This window comes from Streptomyces sp. GL_140 (genome assembly GCF_057834465.1).
Genome location: NZ_CM174404.1, coordinates 515521 through 540185 on the forward strand (window position 1 = coordinate 515521; position 24665 = coordinate 540185).

Annotated in this window: 17 protein-coding genes and 1 pseudogene; 10 read left to right on the forward strand and 8 right to left on the reverse strand. The window is 72.9% G+C overall.

The window, feature by feature from the left end; translation table 11 throughout:
- Positions 1-35 precede the first annotated feature (35 nt).
- The 3 genes from AC3IYJ_RS02590 (at position 36) to AC3IYJ_RS02600 (ending at position 4030) form a co-directional block, all read left to right on the forward strand.
- On the forward strand, positions 36-2051 hold the full coding sequence (locus tag AC3IYJ_RS02590) for a prolyl oligopeptidase family serine peptidase (protein WP_489399704.1): 2016 nt from the start codon (positions 36-38) through the stop codon (positions 2049-2051).
- Between the two features lie 203 nt (positions 2052-2254).
- On the forward strand, positions 2255-2599 hold the full coding sequence (locus AC3IYJ_RS02595; protein ID WP_489399705.1) for a hypothetical protein: 345 nt from the start codon (positions 2255-2257) through the stop codon (positions 2597-2599).
- 114 nt (positions 2600-2713) lie between these two features.
- On the forward strand, positions 2714-4030 hold the full coding sequence (locus AC3IYJ_RS02600) for a neocarzinostatin apoprotein domain-containing protein (RefSeq protein ID WP_489399706.1): 1317 nt from the start codon (positions 2714-2716) through the stop codon (positions 4028-4030).
- A 3-nt stretch (positions 4031-4033) separates the two neighbouring features.
- Here the strand turns inward: AC3IYJ_RS02600 and AC3IYJ_RS02605 are convergent, their stop codons facing one another.
- Positions 4034-5809, reverse strand: coding sequence for a molybdopterin dinucleotide binding domain-containing protein (locus tag AC3IYJ_RS02605; protein ID WP_489402665.1), 1776 nt, complete (start codon positions 5807-5809; stop codon positions 4034-4036).
- A pseudogene (locus tag AC3IYJ_RS02610) lies at positions 5795-7834 on the reverse strand (molybdopterin-dependent oxidoreductase); the annotation flags it as partial. The gene AC3IYJ_RS02605 and the pseudogene AC3IYJ_RS02610, both read right to left, overlap by 15 nt.
- Between AC3IYJ_RS02610 and AC3IYJ_RS02615 the strand changes: the two are divergent.
- Entirely contained in the window at positions 7833-9305 is a 1473-nt protein-coding gene (locus AC3IYJ_RS02615) for a L,D-transpeptidase (protein ID WP_489399707.1), read from the forward strand. The pseudogene AC3IYJ_RS02610 and the gene AC3IYJ_RS02615 overlap by 2 nt on opposite strands.
- A 64-nt stretch (positions 9306-9369) precedes the next feature.
- The gene (locus AC3IYJ_RS02620) at positions 9370-10260 is read left to right on the forward strand and encodes a glycosyltransferase family 2 protein (RefSeq protein ID WP_489399708.1); all 891 of its coding nucleotides are present in this window, start codon (positions 9370-9372) and stop codon (positions 10258-10260) included.
- A 36-nt stretch (positions 10261-10296) separates the two neighbouring features.
- On the opposite strand, the gene AC3IYJ_RS02625 is transcribed toward AC3IYJ_RS02620, so the two are convergent.
- Positions 10297-11550 carry a PucR family transcriptional regulator gene (locus AC3IYJ_RS02625; protein WP_489399709.1) on the reverse strand — a complete coding sequence of 418 codons (1254 nt, stop codon included), beginning with the start codon at positions 11548-11550 and terminating at the stop codon, positions 10297-10299.
- A gap of 85 nt (positions 11551-11635) precedes the next feature.
- Here AC3IYJ_RS02625 and AC3IYJ_RS02630 point away from each other — a divergent pair, with 85 nt between their 5' ends.
- Positions 11636-12526 (forward strand): esterase/lipase family protein, encoded by an 891-nt coding sequence (locus tag AC3IYJ_RS02630; protein WP_489399710.1) that lies wholly within the window; start codon positions 11636-11638, stop codon positions 12524-12526.
- 17 nt (positions 12527-12543) lie between these two features.
- On the opposite strand, the gene AC3IYJ_RS02635 is transcribed toward AC3IYJ_RS02630, so the two are convergent.
- From AC3IYJ_RS02635 to AC3IYJ_RS02650, 4 genes are all read right to left on the reverse strand, one after another.
- Positions 12544-13512, reverse strand: a complete 969-nt coding sequence (locus tag AC3IYJ_RS02635) for an aldo/keto reductase (protein WP_489399711.1) — start codon at positions 13510-13512, stop codon at positions 12544-12546.
- 9 nt (positions 13513-13521) lie between these two features.
- A complete protein-coding gene (locus AC3IYJ_RS02640) occupies positions 13522-15543 on the reverse strand; it encodes a Dyp-type peroxidase (RefSeq protein WP_489399712.1) in 2022 nt (673 codons plus the stop codon).
- A gap of 43 nt (positions 15544-15586) precedes the next feature.
- Entirely contained in the window at positions 15587-17473 is a 1887-nt protein-coding gene (locus AC3IYJ_RS02645) for a galactose oxidase early set domain-containing protein (protein ID WP_489399713.1), read from the reverse strand.
- A 160-nt stretch (positions 17474-17633) separates the two neighbouring features.
- Positions 17634-18125 carry a GNAT family N-acetyltransferase gene (locus AC3IYJ_RS02650; RefSeq protein ID WP_489399714.1) on the reverse strand — a complete coding sequence of 164 codons (492 nt, stop codon included), beginning with the start codon at positions 18123-18125 and terminating at the stop codon, positions 17634-17636.
- Between the two features lie 232 nt (positions 18126-18357).
- On the opposite strand from AC3IYJ_RS02650, the gene AC3IYJ_RS02655 reads away from it, so the two are divergent.
- The 3 genes from AC3IYJ_RS02655 (at position 18358) to AC3IYJ_RS02665 (ending at position 20377) form a co-directional block, all read left to right on the forward strand.
- The gene (locus tag AC3IYJ_RS02655) at positions 18358-19188 is read left to right on the forward strand and encodes an SCO4651 family lipoprotein (protein WP_489399715.1); all 831 of its coding nucleotides are present in this window, start codon (positions 18358-18360) and stop codon (positions 19186-19188) included.
- 200 nt (positions 19189-19388) lie between these two features.
- Positions 19389-20060, forward strand: coding sequence for a TetR/AcrR family transcriptional regulator (locus tag AC3IYJ_RS02660; protein WP_489399716.1), 672 nt, complete (start codon positions 19389-19391; stop codon positions 20058-20060).
- A 29-nt stretch (positions 20061-20089) separates the two neighbouring features.
- On the forward strand, positions 20090-20377 hold the full coding sequence (locus AC3IYJ_RS02665; protein ID WP_489399717.1) for a hypothetical protein: 288 nt from the start codon (positions 20090-20092) through the stop codon (positions 20375-20377).
- 54 nt (positions 20378-20431) lie between these two features.
- Here the strand turns inward: AC3IYJ_RS02665 and AC3IYJ_RS02670 are convergent, their stop codons facing one another.
- Positions 20432-22333, reverse strand: a complete 1902-nt coding sequence (locus AC3IYJ_RS02670; protein ID WP_489399718.1) for an ATP-binding cassette domain-containing protein — start codon at positions 22331-22333, stop codon at positions 20432-20434.
- A gap of 375 nt (positions 22334-22708) precedes the next feature.
- Between AC3IYJ_RS02670 and AC3IYJ_RS02675 the strand changes: the two genes are divergently transcribed.
- A complete protein-coding gene (locus AC3IYJ_RS02675; protein WP_489399719.1) occupies positions 22709-24661 on the forward strand; it encodes a bifunctional metallophosphatase/5'-nucleotidase in 1953 nt (650 codons plus the stop codon).
- Positions 24662-24665: the final 4 nt, after the last annotated feature.

Here is a 24665-nt window from a genome sequence, read left to right on the forward strand (position 1 = left end):
TCCCGCGGGGCCCGTCCGCTCTGCACACTGGGGGCATGATCGATGGCGACCCGAACCTGTGGCTGGAAGACCTGCACTCCGAGGAGGCCCTCGCCTGGGTGCGGGAGCGAAACACCGAGACCGCCGAGCGGCTCACGAAGGATCCGGGATTCCCGCCGCTGGCGGCCGAGTTGCGCGAGGTCCTGGACGACGAGGGGCGGATCCCCTACGTCCGCCGGCGCGGCAAGCACCTCTACGACTTCCGGCAGGACGCCGCGCACGTCCGGGGCGTCTGGCGCCGGACGGTCCTCGAGGAGTACCGCCGCGAGCGGCCCGTCTGGGAGACCGTGCTGGACCTCGACGCCCTGGCCGCGCTGGAGGGCCGGGAGTGGGTGTGGTCGGGGGCCGAGGTGCTGCGCCCCGGGCACCGCCTGGCGCTGGTGCGCCTCTCCCTCGGCGGGAGCGACGCGGTGACGGTGCGCGAGTTCGACCTGGAGACCCTGCGGTTCGTCGAGGACGGGTTCCGGGTGGCCGAGGCCAAGACCCAGATCGGCTGGATCGACGCCGATCACGCCTACGTCGGCACCGACCTCGGCCCCGGCTCCCTCACCGCCTCCGGCTACCCGCGCACCGTACGGCGATGGCGGCGCGGCACTCCGCTCGCCGAGTCGGAGCCGGTCTTCGAGGGCTCGGCCGAAGACCTGTCCGTGGCGGGCTGGTACGACCCGACGGAGGGGTACGGCCGTCATTTCCTGTCCCTGCAGCGGGACTTCTGGCACCGCGAGCTGTTCCTCCTCACGGACGGAAACCGGCTGACGAAGGTGGACGTGCCGGACGACGCCGAGAAGTACGTCCACCGGCAGTGGCTGATGGTCGTTCCGAAGACCCCTTGGTCGGGTCATCCGGCGGGTTCACTGCTGGCGTTCGACTTCGAGGCCTTCCTCGGCGGAAACCGTGAGCCGGCCGCGGTGCTGTTCACTCCGGACGATACGACGGCGCTCGCCGGACACTCCTGGACCCGCCACCACCTGATCCTCAAGACCCTCCACCACGTCGCCACCCGCGTCGAGGTCCTCACCCCCGAGGCCGAAGGGCCCTGGACCCGCCGTCCGCTCGCGGAGGTTCCGCCGCTGGCCACCGCCACCCTCACCGCCACCGACCCCGACGAGAGCGACGAGTACTTCCTCGTCGTCTCCGGGTTCCTGCAGCCAGCCACCCTCTTCCGGGGCGAGATCGGCGGAGCCTCCGAGGCGATCAAGCAGGCGTCCGCGCTCTTCGACACCGAAGGCCTCTCCGTACGGCAGCACTTCGCCACCTCCGCGGACGGCACCCGCATCCCGTACTTCGTGGTCGGACCCGACCTGGCCGAGCCGGGACCGACCCTGCTGTACGGGTACGGGGGCTTCGAGGTCACCTTGACCCCGGGGTACGACGCGGTCCGCGGGCGGGCCTGGCTCGCCCGCGGCGGCACCTACGTGGTCGCCGGGATCCGGGGCGGCGGGGAGTACGGTCCCGGCTGGCACCACGCGGCCCTCAAGGCCGAGCGGGAACGGGCCTTCGAGGACTTCGCCGCCGTCGCCCAGGACCTGGTGGACCGCAAGATCACCACCCCCGGCCGGCTCGGCATCGAAGGCCGCAGCAACGGCGGACTCCTCATGGGCGCGGTGACCGTCCGCTACCCCCACCTGTTCGGGGCCGTGGTCATCGGCTTCCCGCTCCTGGACCTCCTGCGCTTCCACCTGCTGCTCGCGGGCGCCTCCTGGACCGCCGAGTACGGCAACCCCGAGGACCCGGCGGACGTTCCGCATCTCGAAGCCCTCTCCCCGTACCACGGGTTCCGGGCGGACGAGGCGTACCCGCCGATCCTCGTCATCACCGCGACCAGCGACGACCGCGTACACCCCGGGCACGCCCGCAAGGCGGCCGCCCGGCTGCGGGAACTCGGGCACCGGGTCCTCTTCCACGAGACCACCGCGGGCGGGCACGCCGGATCCACCGACAACGAACAGGCCGCCCGGGTCGAAGCGCTGACCCACACCTTCCTGTGGCAACACCTCGCGGGCGAGGCGTGACCGGGCCCGCCGAATCGGCGAATTGTGTACGCCGGCGACCGGACGCAAAGGTTAATACGTTTCCATCATGACAGGTCAGACGCTGTTTTTGTAGGACGGAGGGCACATTCGATTTCCCTTGTTCAAGGCCCCGTTGAGATTTGAGAATCACCGTTATGAATTCCTCGGTGAACATCAATCACGACGCCGTACTCCGAGCCCGAGTGGCTCTTCTCGCATCGGGGACACTGCCGGCCAAGGAGGAAGTCGCTGCCTACCGGGTGCTCGTCCACGTCAGTCCGCTCGCCTATCTGCCCCGACTCGTCGTGGCGCTCTGGGCCTACAGCCGCCAGGAGTTCTCGGACCAGCCCGAAAGGGTGCTGGCCCTGCACGCCGAATCCGTGGCGGCCGCACGGAGGTTGTACGCGATGGAACCGGAACGGGCCGGGCTGCTCGTCAAGTCACTGACCAAGTACCGCAAGAGGCTGGTGCTCCTCGGCCGTCCCGAGGAAGTCCGGTCCGTGGACGAGGAGATCGTCCTCGTCGCACGTGCGGCGGACCTCATGTGATCCGCCTCCGGCGGCGGGCCGGGGCCCGTTGGCCAAAAACGCGCCCTGGCCGGGGGCATCGCGCGCCATGAGGATGCCCTCGGCCGAACGGGCGACGGGGAGGGCGGGAAGCCGATGGGGTCAGGACGGAACGGGCTGCCGGGCAGGCGGGCCGGAGGGCTCGTACGGGGAGCGCTGGCGCTGGTGCTCGCCTGCGCCGGGGTCGCGGTGGGGCCGGTGGCGGCGCGGGCGGCCGGGCCGGTCCCGGCCGTGTGCGGTGCGGATGCCGGCGCGAAGGGGCTGCCCAGCCGGGCGGTTCCGGGGAGTCTGGTGTCCGTGGACCGCACCGACGGGCGGATCAGCCAGGTACAGCTCTTCCACGACGCCACGGCCACGGGGGGCCTGCCCTTCGTCTGGCAGCGCGAGCAGGAGGCCCCGGACACCGCGTACGGGCCGTGGCGCCGGGTCAGCGCGGTGCCGGTGGGCGAGGCGCCCGTGGATGGGATGCCCGTGGGCGAGGTGCTCGTGGGCAAGGCACCGGCAGGTGCGCCGCACCGTACCCTCGGCGCCGTCGAGAACGCGGCGGGCGCCCTAGAGGTGCGCTTCGCCGGCCGCGGCGCGTTCTGCCTCACGGTCCAGGACGGCGGTGCGGGCCGCGGCTGGAGCGTCCCGGCCGTGGGCCGGATCCAGCCGAATTCGGCGGAGCGGGCGGCCGGGGCATCCGTGTCGGGTCCGCGGGCCGACGTCGGCGGTCCGCGGCTGGACGTCGGGCGGACCACCGGGCTGCTCGACGGGGACATCGTCCGGTTCTCGATCGCGGGCGGCCCGCCCAAGGCGTACGCCTGGGTCAAGCAGTGCGGCCCTTCGGCCACCACGCCGACGGCGGCCACCTGCGACGATGCCACCGGCCGCCAGTTCCGGGTGTACCCGGACGGCACCTACGAGCTCTCGCCGAAGAAGCTGTACGCCCGGCTCGACACACCGGCCGGGTCCTTCGACTGCCGTACCGCTCCGACGGACCGTCCTTGCTCGCTGGCCCTGACCGACAACAACGGGACCGTGCTCGCCGGTGTCCCGCTGCGGTTCCGCCCGCACGGCGGCCCGGAGGCCCCGCCCACCCTGCGCGTGAGCCCGGACAGCGCCCTGGTGGACGGCCAGACGGTGCGCACGACGGGCAAGGGTTACGAGCCGCAGTACCACTCCCTGGTCATGCAGTGCGCCGCCGGCTCCACCGACACCCTCGGCTGCCGCCCGCGCAGCAGGCCGCCGGCGACCGGCGACGACGGGCGGCTCGACGAGCAGGTCGTCCTGTCGGCGTCCTTCACCGGCATCGACGGCCGCGCCGTCGACTGCCGCGTGGCGGGAGCCTGCGAGCTGGTGGTGTTCGGCACCCGGGTCCGCGGTCCGGAGTGGGTCCGCCGCGCGCTGGAGTTCGCCCCCGCCACGGGGTAGCGGTCAGGCGTCCAGTACGAGGTCGGCCGCCGGGACGGACTGGCAGGTCAGGCAGTTGTCCTCGGGGAGGTCCTCGGACGGGGTGACCAGGTGGGTGACGGCCCCGTCGAGGACGGGGAGGGCGCAGCTCTCGCACTGGCCGACCCGGCAGCCGCTGGGGAGCTCCACCTCGGCCTTCTCGGCGGCCGCCAGGAGGGTTCCGTCGCCCTTGCGCCAGGTGAGTTCCCTGCCGGAACGGGCGAAGCGGACGGTGAACTCGGCGTCGTCGGGGATGGCGACCTCGTGGGTGGCCGCCTGGAACTTCTCGCTGAAGATCTCGAAGCGGGGTACTCCGCGTTCCTTCAGGGCGGTGGTGAGGGCGTCGATCATGGGCGGCGGGCCGCAGAAGTAGAAGCGGGCGCGGCCGTCCACGAGCCCGGGGTCGATGTCGTCGGCGGTGATGAATCCGGCCCTGTCGTAGTCCTCCCCCGCCACGTCCCCGGGCAGCGGGTCCGCGTAGTGCGTGACGATGCGCAGGACGGGGATCCGCTCGGCGAGCTCGCGGATCCGGTCCCGGAAGGGGTGGTCGGCGGAGTTGCGGTTCCCGTAGTGCAGGACGACTTCGGGGACGGTTCCGCCGGTGGCCGCGAGGGTCTCCAGGTAGCTCATGAAGGGGGTGATCCCGATGCCGCCCGCCATCAGCACCACGGGGGCGTCGGTGTGGGTGGGAAGGGCGAACCCGCCGCCGGGGGTGGCCAGATGGAGCCGGTCGCCGACCTTCAACCGCTGGTGGACGTACGTGGAGAAGGCGCCGTCGGGCACGTGCCGGATCGCCAGGTGGTACGCCCGGCGATCCGGGTCGACGGCCGGTCCGGTCAGGGAGTAGCTGCGCCCGGCCGACGCGTCCGTGACGGCGCCGTCCTCGCCCTCGGCGCGGACCGTCAGGTGCTGGCCGGGCCGGAAGTCGGGCAGGTGTCCGCCGCCGGCGGGCTCCATGCGCAGGGTGCGCACTCCTTCGCCCTGGGGCTCGATGGCGGTGACGGTGAAGGGGCGGGTACCGGCCCAGGCGCCGTCCGCGGGCGCGGGGGTGATCCGGCACACCGAGGAGCGCAGCGGCACCGATCCGCTGACGGGGTCGCTGACGGTGTGGTCGATGAGGAGGTTGAAGTTGCTGCCCGCCCCGCTGACCGGGTCGGCGCCGGGCAGGGCCAGGTCGGGGGCGTCCTGCCACCAGCCGAACTCGGCGACCACGACGGCCGGATGGAGCGAGGTGTCGTAGCGGGCCCGCATCCGGATGCTGCCGCGCGGGGTGGCGAGGTCGACCCACTGGCCCTCGCCGATGCCCTGGGCGCGGGCGGTCTCGGGGCTGATGTCCACGCTGGGTTCGGGTGAGCGGCGGCGCAGTGAGTTGATGCCGCGGTGCTGGCTGTGGACGAAGTAGCCGTTCTTCGCGCAGGAGAGGATCAGGGGGTAGTGCGGTCCGGGCGCGGCCGGTTCGCTGTGTTCGGGGACGGCCGGGTAGCCGTGCTCGGCCAGGCGCTCCGAGTACAGCTCGACGCGGCGGGTGGGGGTCGCGAAGCCCCGTACGGCCGTGTCGTTCCCCGTGTCGTTCCCCACGGCTTGCGCGTACTTGCGGTGGCGGGCGGGCTGGGCGACCCGGATTCCGCCCTGTTCCTCGCGGAGCCGGTCGGTGGTCAGGCCCGTGGGGGCCAGCTGGTGGTTCCAGGCGGCCTCGATGTCCCCGTCGAAGAACTGATCACCGAAACCCAGGCGTTGGGCGAGGTCGAACACGATCTCCATGTCGGAGCGGGTGCCCGGCTGGGGCTCGACCATGCGCGGGCGCAGCTGTACGTGTTCGGCGGCGCGCTGGTCGACCTCGAAGCCGAAGCGCAGGGCTTCGTGTTCCCAGGCGCTGTTGACGGGCAGCACGATGTCGGCGGTGCTGCTGGTCGGGTTGTGGAACATGTCGATGTGGACCTGGAAGTCCAGGGCGGCCAGGGCGCGCGCGGTGTCGTCGGAACCGGGCTGTGAGACCACGAGGTTGGCGCCGAATCCGATCAACGCCCTGACCCGGTACGGGTCCGCGTGCTCGATGGCGCGCCGCAGGTCGCCGGTGTTGATCCAGCCCATGGCCTGCGGACCCAGCGGATGCTTGTCGAGTCCGAGGGCCTTGGCGCGCTGCTCGGGGTCGAACTACCCTGGGTTCGATGCGCCGTTGAAGGGCGGGCCGGTGAGCGGGACGTTGCCGCCGGGTGTGTCGTAGCTGCCGGTCAGCGCGTACAGGGTGGACAGGGCCCGGTCGATCTGGGTGGCGCCCGCGTGCTGGCCGACCCCCGTCCAGCCGTAGTAGGCGACGCTGGAGGCGGCCGCGATCGTGTCGGCGAGGGCGCGGATCTCCCGTTCGGGGATCCAGGTGGTGCGGGCGGTGCGGACGGCGGGCCAGGCCGCGCAGGCGTCGGCGTAGTGCGCGAAGGCGGGGCGGCAGGCGACAGGCCCGGCCGGGGTGTCCACCTGGAACTCTCCGCGCAGGGCGAACCGCTCGGGGTGCTCGGCCGCCCGTGAGGTGTCGTAGGACGCGGGGGCCGCGGCGGTCTCGTCCCAGACGGCGAAGCCCTCGACGAGCCCCTCGGCGAGGCCCTCGGCGTCCGCGGTGGCGCCCAGTTCGGCGGCGCGCAGGAAGCGGCCGGTGTCCTCGCGCACGAGCAGCGGGCCGTTGGTCCAGGCGCGGACGAACTCCTCGTCGTACCGGTCCTGTTCGATGAGCAGGTTGGCCAGACCGAGGGCGAGGGCGGCGTCGGTTCCGGGGCGCACGCGCAGCCATTGGTCGGCCTCGAGTGCGCTGGTGGAGCGGCGGGGGTCGACGACGGCCAGTTTCATGCCGCGCGCGCGGGCCCGGGCGATGGCGGCGGACTGCGCGAGCCAGGTCTTGGCGGGGTTGAAGCCCCACAGGACGGCCAGGTCGGCGTTGGCGTAGTCGGGCGGGGGCAGCGGGGCGCCGAAGGTGAAGGCGTGGGCGCCGTCCTTGTGCCAGTTGCAGATTTCGGTGCTGAAGCAGGTGTTCGGGCTGCCGAACCGGCGTATCAGGCGCTCGATCCACTCCAGGGAGTCGGCCAGCGCGGTGGCGGACGGCGAGGTCAGGGCGAAGGCGACGGCTTCGGGGCCGCTCTCGGCCGCGATGGAGGTCATCCGCTCGGCGATCTCGGCCATCGCCTCGTCCCAGCCGATCGGCTCCCAGCCGGGGTCCGGGTCCGTCTTGGGGCGGGTGCGGCGCAGCGGGGAGGTCAGCCGGCGGGTGCTGTGCGCGATCTCCGGCGCGGAGCGGCCCTTGGGACACATCGCGGCGCCCGTCGGGTGCTCGCCGTCGGGCCGCACGCCCGTGAGGCGGCCGTCCTCGATGGTGTACACCGCACCGCAGCGGGACTTGCAGAGCGTGCAGAAGCCACGCTTTTCCTCGATCATCCTGCACACCCCTCGGGCTCGGGCGCCGCGGTTCCCGGTGAACCGGCGCCATGGTGTCCCGTGCTCTCGCTCGCGTTCACTGAACATCGAAACATCCCAGGTCAGGCGGTGGGAGCGGCGAAGGTCCCGACAGGGTCGCCATCCGCCCCTTGCGGCCCGGTCCCGGGCCGGAGGGCAGCGGATGTGCTCCGTACGAGTTCTCTTCGGCGCCCGTTCGGCCCCACCGGCCGAGTACATGATCATCAGTCTGCCCGGAAATCGTTTTGATGCTGTCATCCGACCGTGGGCGATCTGGGAGGGCTGCGTGACGACGATGCCATCGACACACCGAGGACGACCGCGGAGACGGGGCCGGACCTGGAGCATGGCCGGGGTGGCGGCCGGGGCGCTGCTCGTGGTCGCCGCCGCGCCGCAGCCCGACGGCGGGAGCCGGGCGGACGCAGATCCCGCGGCCTCCGTGGAGCTGCTGGTCGGCCGGGTGCTGGACGAGGGTGCCCGGCGGTGTGCGGTGGAGACCTTGCGTGCCGAACTGTGCGGCGGGCTCGAACAGAAGGTGGTGCGGGCCACCGCGCGCGGAGCCGGTTCCGTAGTGCGCGATCCCGCTTCGCGGGCGGCGGCCCGGGCCGCCGCGCACACGGTCGTGCTGCCCACCGACGCGGCCGGCCCTCTCGACATCGCCCTCGCCGGCCCGGGTCTGCTCACGTACGTCACCGTCCACGACGGGCACGGCCGTTACGTGGGCGGCGCACTCGGCGCCCGGGGGCACCACTGGACCAACACCGAGCCGTTGCGGGCGGGCGAGACCTACACCGTCCGGGTGGGGGCGCAGGACCCGGCGGGCACGCCGGTGGGTGTGACCATGGCGTTCCGGACCGCTCCCCCGCCCGAGGACGGCAGGCTCACCGTCGACTTCGGGCCCAGGCCCGGTACGTACGGGGCGGGGCAGATCGTCACGGCCTCCCTCAGCCACCCGGTCCCCGCCTCCGACCCGGCCGCGCGGGCCAGGGTGGAGCGGGCCCTGCAGGTGACCTCGGAGCCGGCGGTCGAAGGATCCTGGCACTGGGTCGATGAATCGACACTGCACTACCGGCCGCGTACGTACTGGCCCGCGCACGCCGTGGTGAACGTACTCAGCGGGCTCGACGGGGTGGAGGTCGGCGAGCGGCAGTACGGCGGGCCTTCGGAGTCCCTGCGGTTCACCGTCGGGGACCGGATCGAGGCGATCACCGACGCCGCCGCCCACGAGATGACCGTGCGGCGCAACGGCACGATCCTGCGGACGATCCCGGTGACCACCGGCAAGGCCGGATTCCTGACGCGCAGCGGCATCAAGGTCGTCCTGGGCAAGGAGCAGAAGGTCCGGATGCGCGGGGACACCGTGGGGATCAAGCGGGGCACCAGCGAGTTCTACGACCTGCCCGTCCTCTACGCGACCCGGGTGACCTGGAGCGGCGAGTACGTGCACGCCGCGCCCTGGTCGGTCGACGCGCAGGGCGAGGAGAACGTCAGCCACGGCTGCACGGGCATGAGCACGGCGGACGCCGCCTGGTTCTTCGACACGGTGCGGGAGGGCGACGTGGTGCAGGTGGTGAACAGCGGCGGCGAGCCGATGGCCCCCTTCGACAACGGCTTCGGCGACTGGAACCTGGACTGGGCCGCGTGGCAGGCGGGCAGCGCCCTGGGCGCCGCCGCGAGGTCCCCGCTCGCCGCGCACGCCTCGGCCGCCGGGGCCGGCTCCCCCGGTTCGGCCGTCTCCGCCGCCTCGCCGGTGTCGGGCCCGTCGGACACGCGGCTCGCGTCGGTGCACGGGCCGTCCCGGCTTCGGCCGCTGACCTGAGGGGGCACGGAGCGGCGGGACAGGGCCGGACCGGGCGCTGTCGTGCCTTCGGTAGCATCCGGGGATGCCTGCCTCCCCGGATGCCGCAGCCGGTATCGACGTCGTCCTGCTGACCATGAACGACCGCCCCGACGAGGAGGCGGCGGCCGTCCGGACGCTGCTCGCGCAGCAGGACGTCGACCTCAGCATCGTCGTCGTCGGCAACGGCTGCCGTCCCGGGCTGGAGGTCGCCGGTGCCACCGTCGTCAGCCTTCCGGAAAATCTCGGCATCCCCGAGGGACGCAACCGCGGCGCGCTCGCCCTGCGGGACTCGGGGAACGAGTTCCTCTTCTTCCTCGACAACGACGCCTCCTTCCCCCGCCCCGACGTGCTGTCCCGGCTGGTCGCCGAAGCCCGCCGGCACCCGCGGGCCGCGTACATCCAGCCGCGGCTGACCGGGCCCGACGACACCACGACCCCGCGCCGCTGGGTTCCCCGGCTGCGGGCCGGCGACCCGGGGCGGCCGGGGACCATCGCCACGATGACCGAGGGTGTGGTCATGGTCCGCCGGGAGGCCTTCGACGCCGTCGGGGGCTGGCCCGACTTCTTCCTCTACCACGAGGGGATCGACCTCTCGTACCGGCTGTGGGACCGGGGCCGCACCGGCTGGTACGCGGCGGACGTCCGGATGCACCACCCCGTCACCAGCCCCACCCGGCACGCGCTCTTCCACCGGCTGGCCGCGCGCAACCGCGTCTGGCTCGCCTACCGGAACCTGCCCGGCCCCCTCATCGCGCCCTACCTCGGCATCTGGACGGTGGTCACGGCGCTGCGCGGTCTGCGGGGCGGCGGACGCCGGGACTCCCTGCGGGGGTTCAGGGAAGGCTGGGCGACCCGTCACGAGCAGAAGCGCCGCCCGATGAGCTGGCGCACGGCCCTGCGCCTGACCGCCGCGGGGCGGCCGCCGGTGCTCTGAGGAAGGCTCCGGGCCGGTGGCCGGACGCCCGTACCCTCACCGCTGCCGGCTTCGGCGGACCGCGTCGTGGGCGGTGAGGGCGGCCGCCAGCCGGACCGCCTCGGTGGGGTCGGTGGCGTCGTGGCCGGTGAGGAGCCGGATCCGGCCCAGCCGGTAGGCCAGGGTGTTGCGGTGGACCGTGAGGGCGTCGGCGGCCTCGGCGCGCCGGTACCCGGCGGCGATGAACTCCCGCAGGGTGGCGATCAGATGGGGCTGCCCGTCGAGCGGGGCCAGGATCCGGGCCAGGGCGTCGCGGGCGGGCCCCGGCTGGACCAGCTGGTACTCGACCGCCAGGTCGGCCAGTCGGTAGATCCCCGGGGCCCGCCCCAGGTCCTCGGCCAGGAAGAGGACTTCGGAGGCCTCGAGCTGTGCCTGCGGGATCGCGGCGTGGTCCTCGGCGGTGGCGGTGGCGGCGGCCGCCGTGCAGTGCAGCGCCGCCGCCGCGTCGAGGCGGGCGAGCAGCCGCCGGGTCCCGCCGTCCTGCCCCTCGGGGACCAGCAGGACGCCGCCGTCGCCCTTGAAGGTGGCCAGTACCTCGGGGTTGCGGTCCAGTTCGGAGCGGACTGCGCGCAGGACGCGGGTGGTGGCGCCGCCGGTCGGATCGGGGAGCCGCAGGACCACCACCTCGTACCGCTCGGCCAGGACGCGGCCGTACCGCTCCGCGGCACGCCGTGCGGGGCGGCCGGCGAGCAGCACTCCGGCGAGGTTGCGGCCGTGCTCGCGCTGTTCCCAGTCGAGGTCGGCCTGTTCCCTGAGGTAGGCCTCGGCCACCTTGGGCATGACCTCGCCGAGGAATGCGAGCAGGCCGGTGACCAGGGCGTACGGGTCCGCGGCGGGTTCGGGTCGGGCCATCGCGAGCTCCCAGGCCTGGCGGGCGCCGAGCGGGTAGACCCGTAGCACCGCCTCCAGGGGGACGCCGTCCCTGGCCCGCTCGGCTCCCCAGGCCACGGGCGCCGCGAGTTCGTGCTCGGCCGGCGGGCGGCCTTCGGCGAGGGTGGTGAGGAACAGCTCCAGTACGGCTTCGGTGTTCGCGACGAGATCGCCGCCGAGGACGCTGTCGGGGAGCAGTCGGTAGGCGGGGATCTCGTCGGTCAGGCGTGCCACCGTCGCCGCGGCCAGTTCCGGGATCCGGGGCAGCAGGGAGGCCGCGAACCCGGGCGCGCGCCCGGGGCCTTCGGGCGCGCCGGCCGCCACCTCCGCCACCGCCCCGGTCACCACGTCCGTCACGCCGCCTGCCCCGGTGTCGTCCATTCCCGCATTGTCACCGTGCACAAACGCGGGAGGAAGCATTCTGTGCAGTCCGACCAGAACCCCACCCCCCGTCAGGAGATGTCGCATGCCAACCAGCACCCGCGCGTCCCGCACCCGCAGATGGCTCGCCAGGGCCGGTCTCCCGCTGGCCCTGCTCCTCGGCGCCGCCTTCCCGGCGCACGCCGCGGCCGAGGGCGGCGGCCCGGGCGGGATCAACGACTTCTCCTGCCGGCCGAGTTCAGCGCACCCCGAGCCGGTGGTCCTGTTGCACGGCACCTTCGCCACCTGGTACGAGGACCTCAACTTCCTCCAGGCCGATCTGGCCGCGCGCGGCTACTGCACCTTCGCCCTGACCTACGGGGCCTACGAGGGCTTCCCGCTGGTCGGCGGCCTGAAGCCGGTCGCCGTCTCCAACGTGGAGATCAAGGACTACGTGGAGAAGGTGCGCGCGGCCACCGGAGCCGCGCAGGTCTCCGTGGTCGGCCACTCCGAGGGCGGGCTCCAGTCGCTCTACCTCGCGAAGATGCAGGGCATCCAGTCGCACATCAAGGCGGTCGTGGCGATCGCGCCGCCGACGCACGGCACCGATGCCTCCCGGCTCGTGGACCTTGGCGACAAGGTCCTCGGCCGGGGCACCCTGGACGGCATCGTGGCCACCCTCGGCTTCCCGGTGCTGTCCGACGAGTTCCCCGGGGGCCCCGCGATCAAGGCGCTGAACGACGGTCCGGTGGCCCAGCCGGGAATCTCGTACACCATCATCTCCTCGCGCTACGACGAGCTCGTGACCCCGACGGAGACCGCCTTCGTGCGCGAGCCGGGGGTCAGGAACCAGTACGTGCAGGACTTCTGCCCCCTCGACCCGGTGGGCCACATCGGCGAGGCCTACGACCTCAACGTCTGGCACATGGTCCGCAACGCGCTGGACCCGCGCCGCGCCACCCCGATCCTGGTGTGCGCGGTCGGCTCGCCGGGCTGAGCCGCCCGGCCGCGGGTCTACGGGAGCGGCGCGCCCCGGGCCGTCAGCCACAGGGAGTACCACTCCTCGTGGCTGAGGTCGGGGGCGCGCAGCGCCGCGTCGCGGCAGGCCCGGATGCGCTCCGGGCGGCCGGTGCCGAGGATGGGGGCGATGCGGGCCGGGTGGCGTTGCAGCCACCACAGCAGGATCGTCTCGGGCGTGGTGTCCTTCGCCTTCGCGAGGGTGCGCAGGAGCTCGGCGGTCGCGTGCTCGGCCGTGCTCTCCTGCCGTCCGGTGAACCGGCCCTGGGCGAGGGCGCCCCAGGCCTGGATGCGGACCCCGTTGGCCACGCAGTACTCGACGGTCCCGGCCGGGAAGCCGACGGCCGCCGAGGCCGGGGTGTTGACGAGGACCCCGTCCTCCAGCCAGTCCCGCCGGTCCAGGCTCATTTCCAGCTGGTTGGCGACCAGCGGGAAGTCGAGGTGGCTCTGGAGCCGCGCGGTCTGGGCGGCGTTCATGTTGGAGACGCCGAACGCCCTTACGAGGCCCTGCCGTCGCAGTGAGGTGAGGGCCTCCGCGGTCTCCCGCGGGTCGGCCAGGGGGTCGGGCCGGTGCAGGAGCAGGACGTCGATGAAGTCGGTGCGCAGCCGGGTGAGGCTCTCCTCGACGTGGCGGGTGACGGTGGCCCCGCGCAGGTCGTAGATGCCGGGCCGGTCGCCTTCGGCGAGGCGGATCCCGCACTTGGTCTGGAGCGTGATGCGTTCGCGCAGTCCGGGGGTGCGGGCCAGGACCTCGCCGAAGACCGCTTCGGCCTTTCCGTGCCGGTAGATGTCGGCGTGGTCGAACATGGTGATGCCGCTGTCGAGGGCCGCTTCCATCGCCGCCTCGGCGGCGTCGATGTCGGCGGCCCCGTACGGGTCCCGGTCCCAACTGCCGCCCAGGGCCATGCAGCCGTAGAGCAGCCGGGTGTTGCCCGTCTCTGTCGCGGATTCGGTGATCGCAGCCATGCGCTCACCCTATGAGGCGGACGCCTTCCACAGCACCTGGTCGCCGTCCAGGATCACCAGCTCTCCGGTGGGGCGCAGCAGCAGCCTCGCTCCCTGGTGGCCGGTGGTCGCGCTGGACCAGGCCGGGCGGCCGTCGGAGGTCCGCACCACCAGTTCGCCCCCGGCGGTGAGGACGGCGTCGTGGCCGGAGCCGCCGGTGTCGGAGTGCCACAGGCGGCGGCCCTGGGAGTCCAGGAGCGTGAGGTCGCCGGTGCTGTCGAGGGTCAGGCGGGCCTTGCCCGCGTCGAGGACGTCGCCGGGGCGCAGGACGGAACCGGTGTGGAACTCGATGGAGTCGTCGAGCTTCCCGCCGGTCAGGGCGCGCAGGACGGACAGGGAGGGGCTGAAGGCGTAGACGGAGCCCTCGGTTCGGACGAACCGGCCGAAGTAGAGGGTGTCGGCCCGGCTGCCGGTCGTCGAGGGCGTTTCGAAGGCCAGGGGGGAGTCCGGGCCCAGCACCGGGTCGCAGCCCGTGCGGGGGTTGCGGCCGGCCGGGAAGTCGGGCTCGTTGAGCCACTTGCGGACCACGAGCTCGAACTGCCCGACGAGGTCGGCCTGGTGGCAGACGAACAGCAGGCCGCGGGGGGCCTCCGGGCCGTGGCCGTCGCCCAGTTCCGGGTTGTAGACGGGGCCGTACGGGATTCCGCGCCGCATCAGGCGGCGTCCGTCGAGATCCGCCTGGGCCAGCGGGGGCCGGCCCGGGGTGAGGACGAGGCCGCCGCGCGGGTTGCCCTTGCGGATGTGCGCGAAGAGCGGCATCCCCCAGCCGTTCGCGTCCGCGCTGTAGTCGAGCTTGGCATCGGGGTCCACCCCGGGTTCGCGCGGCTGCTGCGCGGCGGGACAGACGGCGACGGGCATCCCGTTCGGCCAGCGGCCCATCAGGCGGGCCCCCAGCCATTCCTTGCCCGCGTCGGCGGGGGCCGAGCCCGCCTTCTGGAGCTCGGCGAGGCGCAGGGCGACCTGCGTCCACCAGCCGGGCACGTCCTGCGCGAGGCGGCGTACCACTTGGAAGGCTCCGCCGGTGGCCCAGGCGGGCAGACCGGTGGGACGCTGCCCGACCCGCTCGGAGCCCACCAGGAACTCTCCGGCCGGGATCAGCCGGGTGCCGGGCTTGCCGAGCACGGTGGTGCCGGTGGCCGGGTCGGGCTCGTCGAAGCCCCGTACGCCGGGCTGGCTGATGCAGTCGGCGAAGCCGAAGTGCTCGTGTCCGCGCAGTTCGTCGGGGAGGGTGGCCCCGTCCTGCCGGAAGAGGACCGTGGCACCGGCCTCGCCCGCGTCGTCGCGCTCGTCGGCCACGGCTTCGGCGAGCCTGTCGGGGTTATCGGCGGCCAGGGTGAGCACCGCGTGCACGGCGAGTCCGGGCTCCTCGGCGCCGAACAGCCAGGACTCCGGGGCGCTGGTGCCGGTGTCGCCGATCAGCTGCGCACGGGCGGCGGCGCCCTGGGTGAAGGCCTCGGCGCTGGATCCGGGCGGGGCGGCGGGGAAGGGTTCCTTGCCCGCGAAGAGTCGCAGCCCGGGATGGGTGAGGCTCAGCCCGGTCCACAGCCCGGACATGGAGGCGGGGTCGATGCCTCCGCTGCGCTTGCGGGCCCGGCTGAAGTCCTGGTTGAAGCGGGCCACTTCCTCGGTGGTGGAGATCGAGGGCAGCAGTCGTAGGAGCCACTGGCGGGCCTTGGCGGCGTCGCTGAAGTGGAGGAAGAGCAGGCAGGCGTGGTCCTTGCGGAATCCGGCCAGGATGTCGCCCTGGCTGTCGCGGTCGGCGCGCAGCGGCAGCGCGTCCGCGGCTCTGACGGCCGCGGCAGACCCCGCGGAGCCCGCCGGCCCGGCCGGGCGGGCGGGCTTCGCGGCCGCCCAGGCCGTCGGGGCGAGTCCGGGGACGGCCGCGGAGGCGATGCCGACGGCGGCGAAGGCCGCCGCTTGGACCACGGTCCGGCGGGCGGGTCCGGCGTGGGGGCAGCCCGGGGGCGGCGGCGGGGCGGGGACCATCGGCATGCTCCAAGGGGTCGGGGCGATGGGGGGAGGGGGCAGGACCGGTTCAGCTCAACGGCGCGGCGGGCACGCCGGCGTCGAGCTTGATCCACTGGGCGACGCCGGGTACTCCCTTGGCGTCGAGGAGGAAGAGCATGTAGTAGCCGGGCGGCGCGGCCGCGGCGGTCGGCGGGGCCTGCAGGGTGAGGGTGTCCCCCGCGCGGTGCTTGATGCGCAACTCCACGTGTCGCTGGCTGGTGTTGACCGCGTGCGTGGCGGTGGTCGGGGCCAGCAGCACGGCCCGCTTCACCTGGCCGGGGGTGCTCGTGGTGAGGTCGAAGCGGTTGTTGTAGCCGAGCGGGCCGGTGGGCACCTTGTCGAGCACCGGACGCGCGCCCCGGTGGAGGTAGGCGGGTTCGTAGATCTCGATCGTGCCGTTCATGTCGTCGGCGATGTTGGGGTCGTTGGCGAGCTGTTGGAGCTCATCGCCGGTGATCATGACCCGGCCGTCGGGCAGGACCACCGCGTTGGAGTGGTAGCCGCGGGGCAGCCGCTGGGCGGGGCCGAGCTTCCAGTTGCCCTGCGCGTCGCGCATCTCCAACTGCCGGTACTTCAGATCGGCGTTGGGGTTGAGCACCCCGTTGCCGTAGTCGCGGATGTCGTACGATCCGCTCGCCGTCAGCAGCGAACCGTCGGGCATCAGCAGGGTGTTGTCCTGGGTGCGGCCGAAGGCGCGGGGCTTCTCGATGCTCCAGCGGCCCTCGGACAGCTTGTAGGTGTTCGGGTCGGTGCGGTCCCCGCCGATGACCAGGGCGGCGTTGGGGCCCTGGTACCCGCCGGGCAGCGGTACGGCTCCCCCGTACAGTCGCAAGCTGCCGTCGGGGCGGGCCGGCAGGTCCGCGCGGGACTCGTCGACGGGGTCGAAGGTCCACTGCTCGTCGTGGACCCGGCCGAGACCGTAGACCAGTCCGTCGCGGAGCGAGAACAGCTGCGGGTAGTCGCGGGTGAAGGGGGCCTTCGCCTTGAAGACGCCGACCGGGACGTCGCGCGGGACGTCCGTCTTCTCCCTCGGCACGGGGTGTCCCGGGGCGGGGAAGCGTTCCACGATCGGGGTCGGGGTGCCCCAGCCCAGCTCGGACTGGCCGGACATGATGAGCTGCCGGCCGTCGGCGGCGGTCACCACCGAGGGGTACCAGCGCCCGGTGGACATGTCCTGGTTGCGGCTCCAGGTCTCGGTCCACGGGTCGAAGACCAGGGACAGCTTGGCGCCGCTGCCGCCGTTGGCGCCGAGGTTGCCGCCGAAGACGCCGAGCATGCCGTTGGGCAGGAAGGCGTGTCCGGAGCAGAAGAACGGTGCGGGGCGCGGGGACTGGGTGCCGTCCGGCATGTCGACCACCGGCGGGGTGACCTTGGTGTAGGCGTCCGCCCCGGTGCCCTTGGCAGGGTCCCAGAGGAAGGCGCGTCCGGCGTTGGTGGGGCCGATGGTGTTGGTGGGCGCCGGTTCCTTCGTCGGGTTGGTCTCGATCCGCTCGAAGGAGAAGAGCAGCACCTTCCCGGTGGGGAGCAGGGCGATGTGCGCCGCGAAGTCCGGGGAGTCGAAGTACTCCTTGAAGGCTCCGTACACCTCCGGCCTGAACCCCGCGTTGCCCTCGGCCTGGGAGGCGGTGAGGGCCTTCAGACGGGCCCGTCGGGTGGTGTCGGGGTAGTCGGAGGCGTCCCGCAGGGCGATCCGGGTCCGGGCGTGGTCCTCGGCGTGGTCCTCACCGAGATTGCGCCGCTCCTCGGCGCTGATCTCGCGCCGGACGCGCTGGGGGGCGATGCACGGTGCGCTGTGCCCGGATCCCGGATCGTGCGGTGCTTCGTGCGCGGCCGCGGGGGACGCGGGGAGCAGGGTCAGGAGGGTACCGGCGACCAGTGCGGCGCGGGCGGCTCCGACGACGGCGACAACGGCCATGGGGTCGAGGACTCCTCGGTGCAGGGACCCGGCAAGCACCACTCGCTGCCAGTGATCAACACCCTCGGTGATCTACGCCGCCCGCGCGCGCCGGGGGCACCGATGGGGTGACGCGCCCGGCCGGGCGGGTCATCGCCACCCCGCGGGTGCCGCTCCGCGGTCAGTGTCCGGCGTCGAGGACACGGAGGTAGCGCACCCCGGGACGACCGCACAGGACGGTGTCCCCAACCGGCGTGAAGCCGTTGCGGCGCAGGACCGCGGCGGATGCCGCGTTGTCGAGGGTGGTGGCCGCGGTAAGTGTGCGCAGGCCGTACTTCGAGGCGGCCAGTCGGCACACCTCCCCGACCGCGGCCGTGGCCGCTCCCCGGCCCGCCGCGCGTTCGCCGATGCGGTAGCCGAGGTCGGCGTTGCCGCCCTCGACGCCCACCAGGTTGACGCGGCCGGACAGCTCCCCGTCCTCGTCCACCAGGAGGTGGAAATGGCAGGCTCCCGCGACCTGTTCGGCGAGCAGTGCGAGGTGTCGGGCGGGGAACTCGGCGAAGTACTCGTCCCCGCGGTCCGGAATGGAGCGCGCGAAGTACTCGCGGTTCTCCCGCTCGAAGGCCAGCAGGGCGGCCTCGTGATCGGCCCGCAGGCGCTCCAGTCGCAGCATGGCTCGAGGGTATACGGGCAGACGGGAGCGGTCCGAGGGGATTTCCGGGGTGGCCCGCGGGGAACATCGTCGCGGGGCGGCCGATCCACGGCGGCCCCGTGGGCCCAACTGCGGTGCGTGCGTGGAATCATGGAGGCCCTGTCCGGGGGGACGGGGTGCGACGCGCATCCGGGCACAGAGGGCACGGACGGCGCGGTCAGCACGCACGACACAGACAAAAAAGGGGTGGGGAATGAAGACGATGAGGACCGGGAAAACGGCCGCGGGAATCGCCGCGGCACTGATCGTGGCGGCCGGCGCGAGCGGGTGTTCGGTCGGAACCACGGTGGGCAAGCAGGCCGCCGATTCGGCGCAGTCGCTGGTGGCGACGCTCACGAAGGCCTCCGACGAGGCCTCCAAGGCGGGTTCTGCCGACGTCAAGATGTCGGTGACGATGCCGGAGAACGGCGGCAAGCCGGTCCAGATGAACGGCGTCTACTCGTGGGGCAACGGCCTGGCGATGGAGGCCGAGATGCCGGCCAAGGACCTTCAGATGGAGGACCTGGTCGCCGACGGCACGATCACCTACCGGCTCGTCCAGGGCGCGTACTACTACGGCATCGACCCGGCGCCGGACGGGCCCTTCAAGGGCAAGTCCTGGCTGAAGCTCGACGCCTCGGCCGTCCTGGGCGACAAGGGCGCCGCGGCCATGAACTCGGGCAACAACGACCCGACGGCCGGTCTGAAGTCGCTCAAGTGGGCGAGCAACGTCACCAAGGTCGGCACGGAGGACGTCAACGGCAAGAACTCCGTGCACTACCGGGCCACGGTGCCCACGTCCAAGATGGGCGACGCGGCCGCCACCTTCGGCGCGGTGGCGGGCAGCGGAGTCACCGAGCTGGTCGCGGACATCTGGGTCGACGAGAAGGGCATGCCCTCGCGGCTGAACCAGACCTTCGGCGCCACGAGCATCAACGTGGACTTCCTCTCCTTCGGTGTCGCGAAGGACATAGCCGCCCCGCCGGCCGCCGACACGGCGGACATCACCGACATGGTGAAGAACGGCGGCGTGGGCAAGGGCTGACCCGTACGGGTGCCCGGCCGGCCACGGGCGGCCGGCCGGCACCCCTCGGGGGGAGGGAAAGCGGGGAGCGGGGGAGGAAAAGAGCAGGTCCACGGAGCGCACGGGCACGAACCGAACGGTTCAGTTCATATACTGGGACCACGGGCTACACCCACCCGGCCCGCAGGCGTCACCGCACGGACAGACGAAGGACACCCCCCATGGAAGCCGAGACGGCGAAGTCCACGGACGAGTACGGCCTCCCGATCATCCCCGGGCCCTCCGACGCCGCCCAGCGCAAGCGGCAGGCCATCATCGACGCGGCCGCCGCGGAGTTCCTGGCCGAGGGCTACTCGGCCGCCTCCATGGACGCGATCACCAGCCGCTCCGGCGTGTCCAAGGCGACGATCTACAAGCACTTCGGCAGCAAGGAGCGACTGTTCCTCGCCGTCATCGGCGGCATCCTGCCCCGGACCTACGCCGGCCTCGAACCCCGCAGCTCGACCCTCGCCGAGGCCCCCGACCTGCGCGCCGCCCTGATCGGCCTCGCGGGCGACTGGGCGGCCCTGCTGCTGCGCCCCGACATCATGACCCTGCGCCGCCTGGTGATCGGTGAGATCGACCGCTTCCCGCAGCTCGGCCGGCTCTGGTACCAGGTCACCTACGAAATGAACAACAAGCCCCTCATCGAGGCCGTCACCGAGCTCAACCGGCTGGGGAGGCTCGACACCCCCGACCCGGTGCTCGCCGTCCAGCAGCTCGTAGCCGCCACCGTCGGCGTCCCGCAGCTGGTGCACACCTTCGCGCCGGCCGCCGAACCCGACCCCGCCGAGCTCACCCGTGTCGTCACCTCGGGCGTGGACCTGTTCCTGGCCCGGTACGCCACCATGTAAGGGCGTACGGGAAGCCCCGAGGAGGAGCCATGGCCACGCTGCACATCGAACACCCGATCACCGACTTCGCCGTGTGGAAGTCCGCGTTCGACCGCTTCGCGCCCGCGCGCGAGGAGGCGGGCGTACGGCGGCACCGCGTGCAGCGTCCCGTGGACGACCCGGCGTACGTGGTCGTGGACCTGGAATTCGACTCCGTCGAACGGGCCGAGGGCTTCCTGGAGTTCCTCAGGACCCGGGTGTGGTCCTCGCCCGGCAACGCCCCGGCGCTCGCCGGGACGCCGGTCACCCGGATCCTGGAGACCGCCGAGGAGCGGTGAGCCGGCCCGGCTCCGTACCGTCCCCATCGGCGGTACGGAGCCGGTGTCACCGGGTCAGCGGTCCTGGGAGAGGCCGTAGAGCTCGGCGAAGGTGCCGCCCAGGGCGGTGAGTTCGGCGAAGGTGCCGGTTTCGGTCACGCGGCCCTTGTCGAGGACGATGATGCGGTCGGCCAGCCGGCAGTTCTCCATCCGGTGCGTGACGATCATGGTGATCCGGTCCTCCTTCATCTCCTGGAGCCCGGTGAAGATCCGGTGCTCCCCGCGCGCGTCCATCGCCGAGGTCGGTTCGTCCATGATCAGGAGCCGGGGCCTGCGGTGGAAGGCCCGGGCGCAGGCCAGGCGTTGCCACTGACCGCCCGAGGGCTCGTGTCCGCCCCACAGCGAGCGGGCCAGGAGCGTGTCGAGGGCCTGCGGGTAGCCCTGGACGGCCTCGCGCATGCCGACCGCGTCGAGCGCTTCCCACACCGCCTCCTCGCCTCGCGGACCGGGCTGGCCGAGGGTGACGTTCTCGCGGGCCGTGAAGGGCCAGTACGCGAAGGACTGGGCGACGAGGCCCACGTGGGTCCACAGGGTGTGCTGGTCGTGGGCCCTGGTCGGGGTGCCGTCCCAGTACGCCTCCCCGTCGCTCGGCACCGTGAGCCCGGTCAGCAGCCGGATGAGGGTGGACTTCCCGGCGCCGTTCTCGCCGACCACCGCGATGATCTCGCCGCGCGACAGGGACAGGCTGACCGGGCCGAGCGCCGGGGTGTCCTTGCCCGGGTAGGTGTACGAGGCGTTCTCCAGGCTGACCTTCTCGGGCGGCCCGGCCTCCACGGTGCCCCGGGTGACGGCCAGTTCGCGGGCCTGGTCCAGGAAGAGCCGGTAGTCCTCCAGGTAGAGGGCGTGCTGGAACATGGCGGCCCCGTAGACCACCAGGCTCGACAGGGCCGCGGCGGAGGTCCGCATGGCGACGATGGCGGTGCCCGCCGCCGCGAGGGCCATGGAGCCCGTCAGGACCAGCGCGGCGAGCGCGGCCCAGGTGCCGAGCTGGAAGAGGCCGCCGAGGGCCGCGGCGAGGAGCGAGACGCGCAGGTACCGCGGTGCGGAGCCGACGAGTTTGGCGTCGATGCGGGCGCAGACGGCGGCGTACCAGGCGTGCGCGTAGGGGCGCATGGAGTTGCAGCGCAGCTCGTCGCCGAGCTTGTGGGTGGTCAGGTACCAGCGCATCATGCCGCGGATGTTGCGGGAGGAGATCGTCTCGTTGTGGAGGGCGTAGTCGAGCCGGGCGGCGATGACCGCGCCCATGCCGCGGGGTACGACGGAGAGCAGCAGGAGCGGCATCAGGACGGGATGGACGACGGCCAGGACGCCGGCGACGGCGACGAGGTTGATCAGGCCGTTGGTGAAGGCCATCGCGTCCTTGACGAGCATGGAGGAGCGGGCCGCGCCGATCTCGGCTGCCTCGGAACGGTCGGAGAACGCGGGCTCGTCGTAGGCGGAGACCTCCACGTCCATGTGGGCGTCGACCATCTCCAGGTCGGCCGTCGTGGCCAGCCTGGGGGTGAGCCTGCGGGCGGCGCTGCCCGCCGCGATCTCGGCGGTCGTGCCGGCTCCGGCCGCGGCCGCCGCGATCGCCAGCGGCCAGGCGGCGGCCGCGATGCGCTCCCCCGCCGGACCTCCGGAGAGCAGCGGTCCCATCGCGTCGGCGACCCCGGCGAGGGTGGCGGCCGTGCAGGCTCCGGCGAGGATCTGACCGGCCAGCAGCCAGGTCACGGAGGCGGGGTCGATCCGCCAGGCCATCCGCGCGGTCTGCGCGAGCGCGGCTGGCAGCCGCGCGGCCATCCTGCGCAGCGAGAGGTTCTCCATCGCCTTGCTGTGCGCTCCCCCGGCGAACCTGAACTCGGGCGGGTCGCCCGGCGCGGGCGGGGTGGGTCCGGCCGGTTTGCTCCGGGCCCTCGGTGCCGTCTTCCCAGCCACGTGCAGCTCCTTCACGTCGTCGTCGAACAGCGCGGTCCACCGCCCCGGGGGATCGCCGAGTGACGGAGTACATCCGAGCGCGCGGGGCGGAGTAACCAGAACCGGCCTTCATCGCGGGCCGTCGGGAACGGGCGCGCGAGGCGCGAGGCGCGAACGCCCGTGGGGCGGCCGGGAGACGAGAACGGCCGGATCCCGACGGAGCGCGGGGGAAATGCCTTGCACGCCCTGCGCTCGCGCCGGGGGCGCTCCACAGGATGAAGTTTCCCGGACTTTCGCCCACCGGACGTACGGCGCGAAACGGAGGGACACCCTGGGTGTGCAGACTGCTCGTGGACAGGCCCGAACTGGCCCCACCTGCGGATATGGGGAGCCCTGATGGACGATTTCGGCCGACGCCGATTCCTGACGGCCGCGGCGAGCGCGGCCACTGCCGGAGCCTTCGGCATCAAGACGCTCACCGGCACCGCGGCCGCGGCCACCCGCGCCGCGCACGACGCGCCGAGCGTCGCCGGGTACGTGGACGTGCAACTGCTCAACATCACCGATCTGCACGGCTACCTGGCCGCCGCCCCGGCCCAGGATTCCGTCATCACCGGCACGGGCGGCCGCCAGTACACCGTGGGCGGGGTCGCTTACATGGCCACCCATCTGGCGCGGCTGCGGGCCGGCCGGGCCAACTCGTTCTTCTTCGCGCCCGGCGACCTCTTCTCCGGCTGGGACTTCCCCGCGTTCGCCCTCGCCGACGAGCCGACCATCGAGGCGCTGAACCGGCTCGGGCTGGACTTCGCGACTGCCGGGAACCACGAGTTCGACCGTACGCCGGGCTTCCTGCTCCAGCACATGCAGCAGGGGCTCTCCTACGAGGGTGCGGGGCAGACCAACACGTTCCCGGACTCGGGCGGTGCGCGCTTCCACGGCGCCGATTTCCGCTATTACAGCGCCAACGCCGTGTCAGGGGCGGGCGGGGCGACGGTGCTTCCCCCGTACAACATCGAGTGGGTGGACGCGCCCGGCGGCAAGAAGCTGCCGATCGGCTTCATCCATCTGACGCTCCTGGGCACCGAGTCCGCCACCACCTCCTACCAGCTCGGCCTCACCACGCTCGACCAGCTGTCCGCCGCCAACCTCTGCGCGGCGCGGCTCAAGGCGCTCGGGGTCGGCACCATCGTGCTCAGCATGCACGACGGCGCGGTGGCGGGGTCAGAGTTCGACTCCGGCACCGCGCCCAGCGGCCCGGCGTACGAGCTGGCGCTGCGCGTGAGCTCCGACATCGACGCGATCGTCACCGGGCACTGGCACTGCGCCTTCAACATGATGCTTCCGGGTCCCGACGGGCGGCCGCGGCCCTTCGTCGAGGCCGGCTGCCACGGGCAGATCATCAACGAGATCACCCTCCGGCTGGATCCCGACACCGGAAAGGTCGTCCGCGCGCTCACCACCTCCGTCAACCACCCCAACACGCGTGACGTGGCACCCGATCCGGCGCTCCGGGAGGTCGTCGACTACTGGACCGGCTACGCGAAGCAGCACGGGGCCAAGGTCATCGGACGCCAGCGCGCCTCCTTTCGCCGCCGGTTGTCCCTGACCGGGGAGAGCACCATGGGCAACCTGGTGGCCGACTGGGCGCTCTGGGCCGCCGCCCAGCCGGCCGACTCCTTCGACACCAGCCGCCGGCCGGACCGGGCGGGCGCGGACCTCGCACTGATCGCGCTCGCCCCGCGCGTCGGACGCAGCGTCATCAACACGGACCTGCTCGCCGGTCCCGCCATGGACGACCCGATAGCCTTCGACCGGGCCTGGCGGGCCGTCGGCTACGGATGTCCGCTGGTCAGCGCGGAGGTGAGCGGGCAGCAGGTGCACGACGCGCTGGAGCAGCAGTGGACCGAGGACTCCGGCCTGGTGACCTACGCACCGCTCGCGGTGTCCGCCAACGTCCGGTACTCCTTCAGCCCTGCCGCCCCCGTCGGTGACCGGGTCGCGCCGGGCGATGTGTTCATCGGCGGGACCGCGCTGCGCCCGGAGGCCAGGTACCGGGTGGTGACCACCTCGTACACGTGGGCCGGACAGGACGGCTATGCGGCGCTCGGCGGGTACCGGGCTCCGGCCCGCCACCGGCGCGACACGGAGAGCTTTCCCGCGTACATCGCCGCCATGGGCGTCCTGACGCCCGTCTCCACGGGCCGGGTGAGGACCACGGACTCGCCCTACCTCGCGCCCGGCCGGGAGACCCAGATGCTGACGCCGTCCGATCCGGTACCGGGGCTGCCGGCGCCCGTCGCGGCGGCCGAGCAGGCCGCCAGGGACGCGGGGCGGCGGCCCGACTGCTGATTTC

Coding starts and splice junctions, on each gene's coding strand:
- AC3IYJ_RS02630 (WP_489399710.1), top strand. CDS start 11,636: ATGCCAACCAGCACCCGCGCGTCCCGCACCCGCAGATGGCTCGCCAGG.
- AC3IYJ_RS02605 (WP_489402665.1), bottom strand. CDS start 5,809: ATGGAGATCGTGTTCGACCTCGCCCAACGCCTGGGTTTCGGTGATCAG.
- AC3IYJ_RS02640 (WP_489399712.1), bottom strand. CDS start 15,543: ATGCCGATGGTCCCCGCCCCGCCGCCGCCCCCGGGCTGCCCCCACGCC.
- AC3IYJ_RS02665 (WP_489399717.1), top strand. CDS start 20,090: ATGGCCACGCTGCACATCGAACACCCGATCACCGACTTCGCCGTGTGG.
- AC3IYJ_RS02650 (WP_489399714.1), bottom strand. CDS start 18,125: ATGCTGCGACTGGAGCGCCTGCGGGCCGATCACGAGGCCGCCCTGCTG.
- AC3IYJ_RS02660 (WP_489399716.1), top strand. CDS start 19,389: ATGGAAGCCGAGACGGCGAAGTCCACGGACGAGTACGGCCTCCCGATC.
- AC3IYJ_RS02590 (WP_489399704.1), top strand. CDS start 36: ATGATCGATGGCGACCCGAACCTGTGGCTGGAAGACCTGCACTCCGAG.
- AC3IYJ_RS02635 (WP_489399711.1), bottom strand. CDS start 13,512: ATGGCTGCGATCACCGAATCCGCGACAGAGACGGGCAACACCCGGCTG.
- AC3IYJ_RS02615 (WP_489399707.1), top strand. CDS start 7,833: ATGGCCGGGGTGGCGGCCGGGGCGCTGCTCGTGGTCGCCGCCGCGCCG.
- AC3IYJ_RS02625 (WP_489399709.1), bottom strand. CDS start 11,550: ATGGACGACACCGGGGCAGGCGGCGTGACGGACGTGGTGACCGGGGCG.
- AC3IYJ_RS02620 (WP_489399708.1), top strand. CDS start 9,370: ATGCCTGCCTCCCCGGATGCCGCAGCCGGTATCGACGTCGTCCTGCTG.
- AC3IYJ_RS02675 (WP_489399719.1), top strand. CDS start 22,709: ATGGACGATTTCGGCCGACGCCGATTCCTGACGGCCGCGGCGAGCGCG.
- AC3IYJ_RS02600 (WP_489399706.1), top strand. CDS start 2,714: ATGGGGTCAGGACGGAACGGGCTGCCGGGCAGGCGGGCCGGAGGGCTC.
- AC3IYJ_RS02645 (WP_489399713.1), bottom strand. CDS start 17,473: ATGGCCGTTGTCGCCGTCGTCGGAGCCGCCCGCGCCGCACTGGTCGCC.
- AC3IYJ_RS02655 (WP_489399715.1), top strand. CDS start 18,358: ATGAAGACGATGAGGACCGGGAAAACGGCCGCGGGAATCGCCGCGGCA.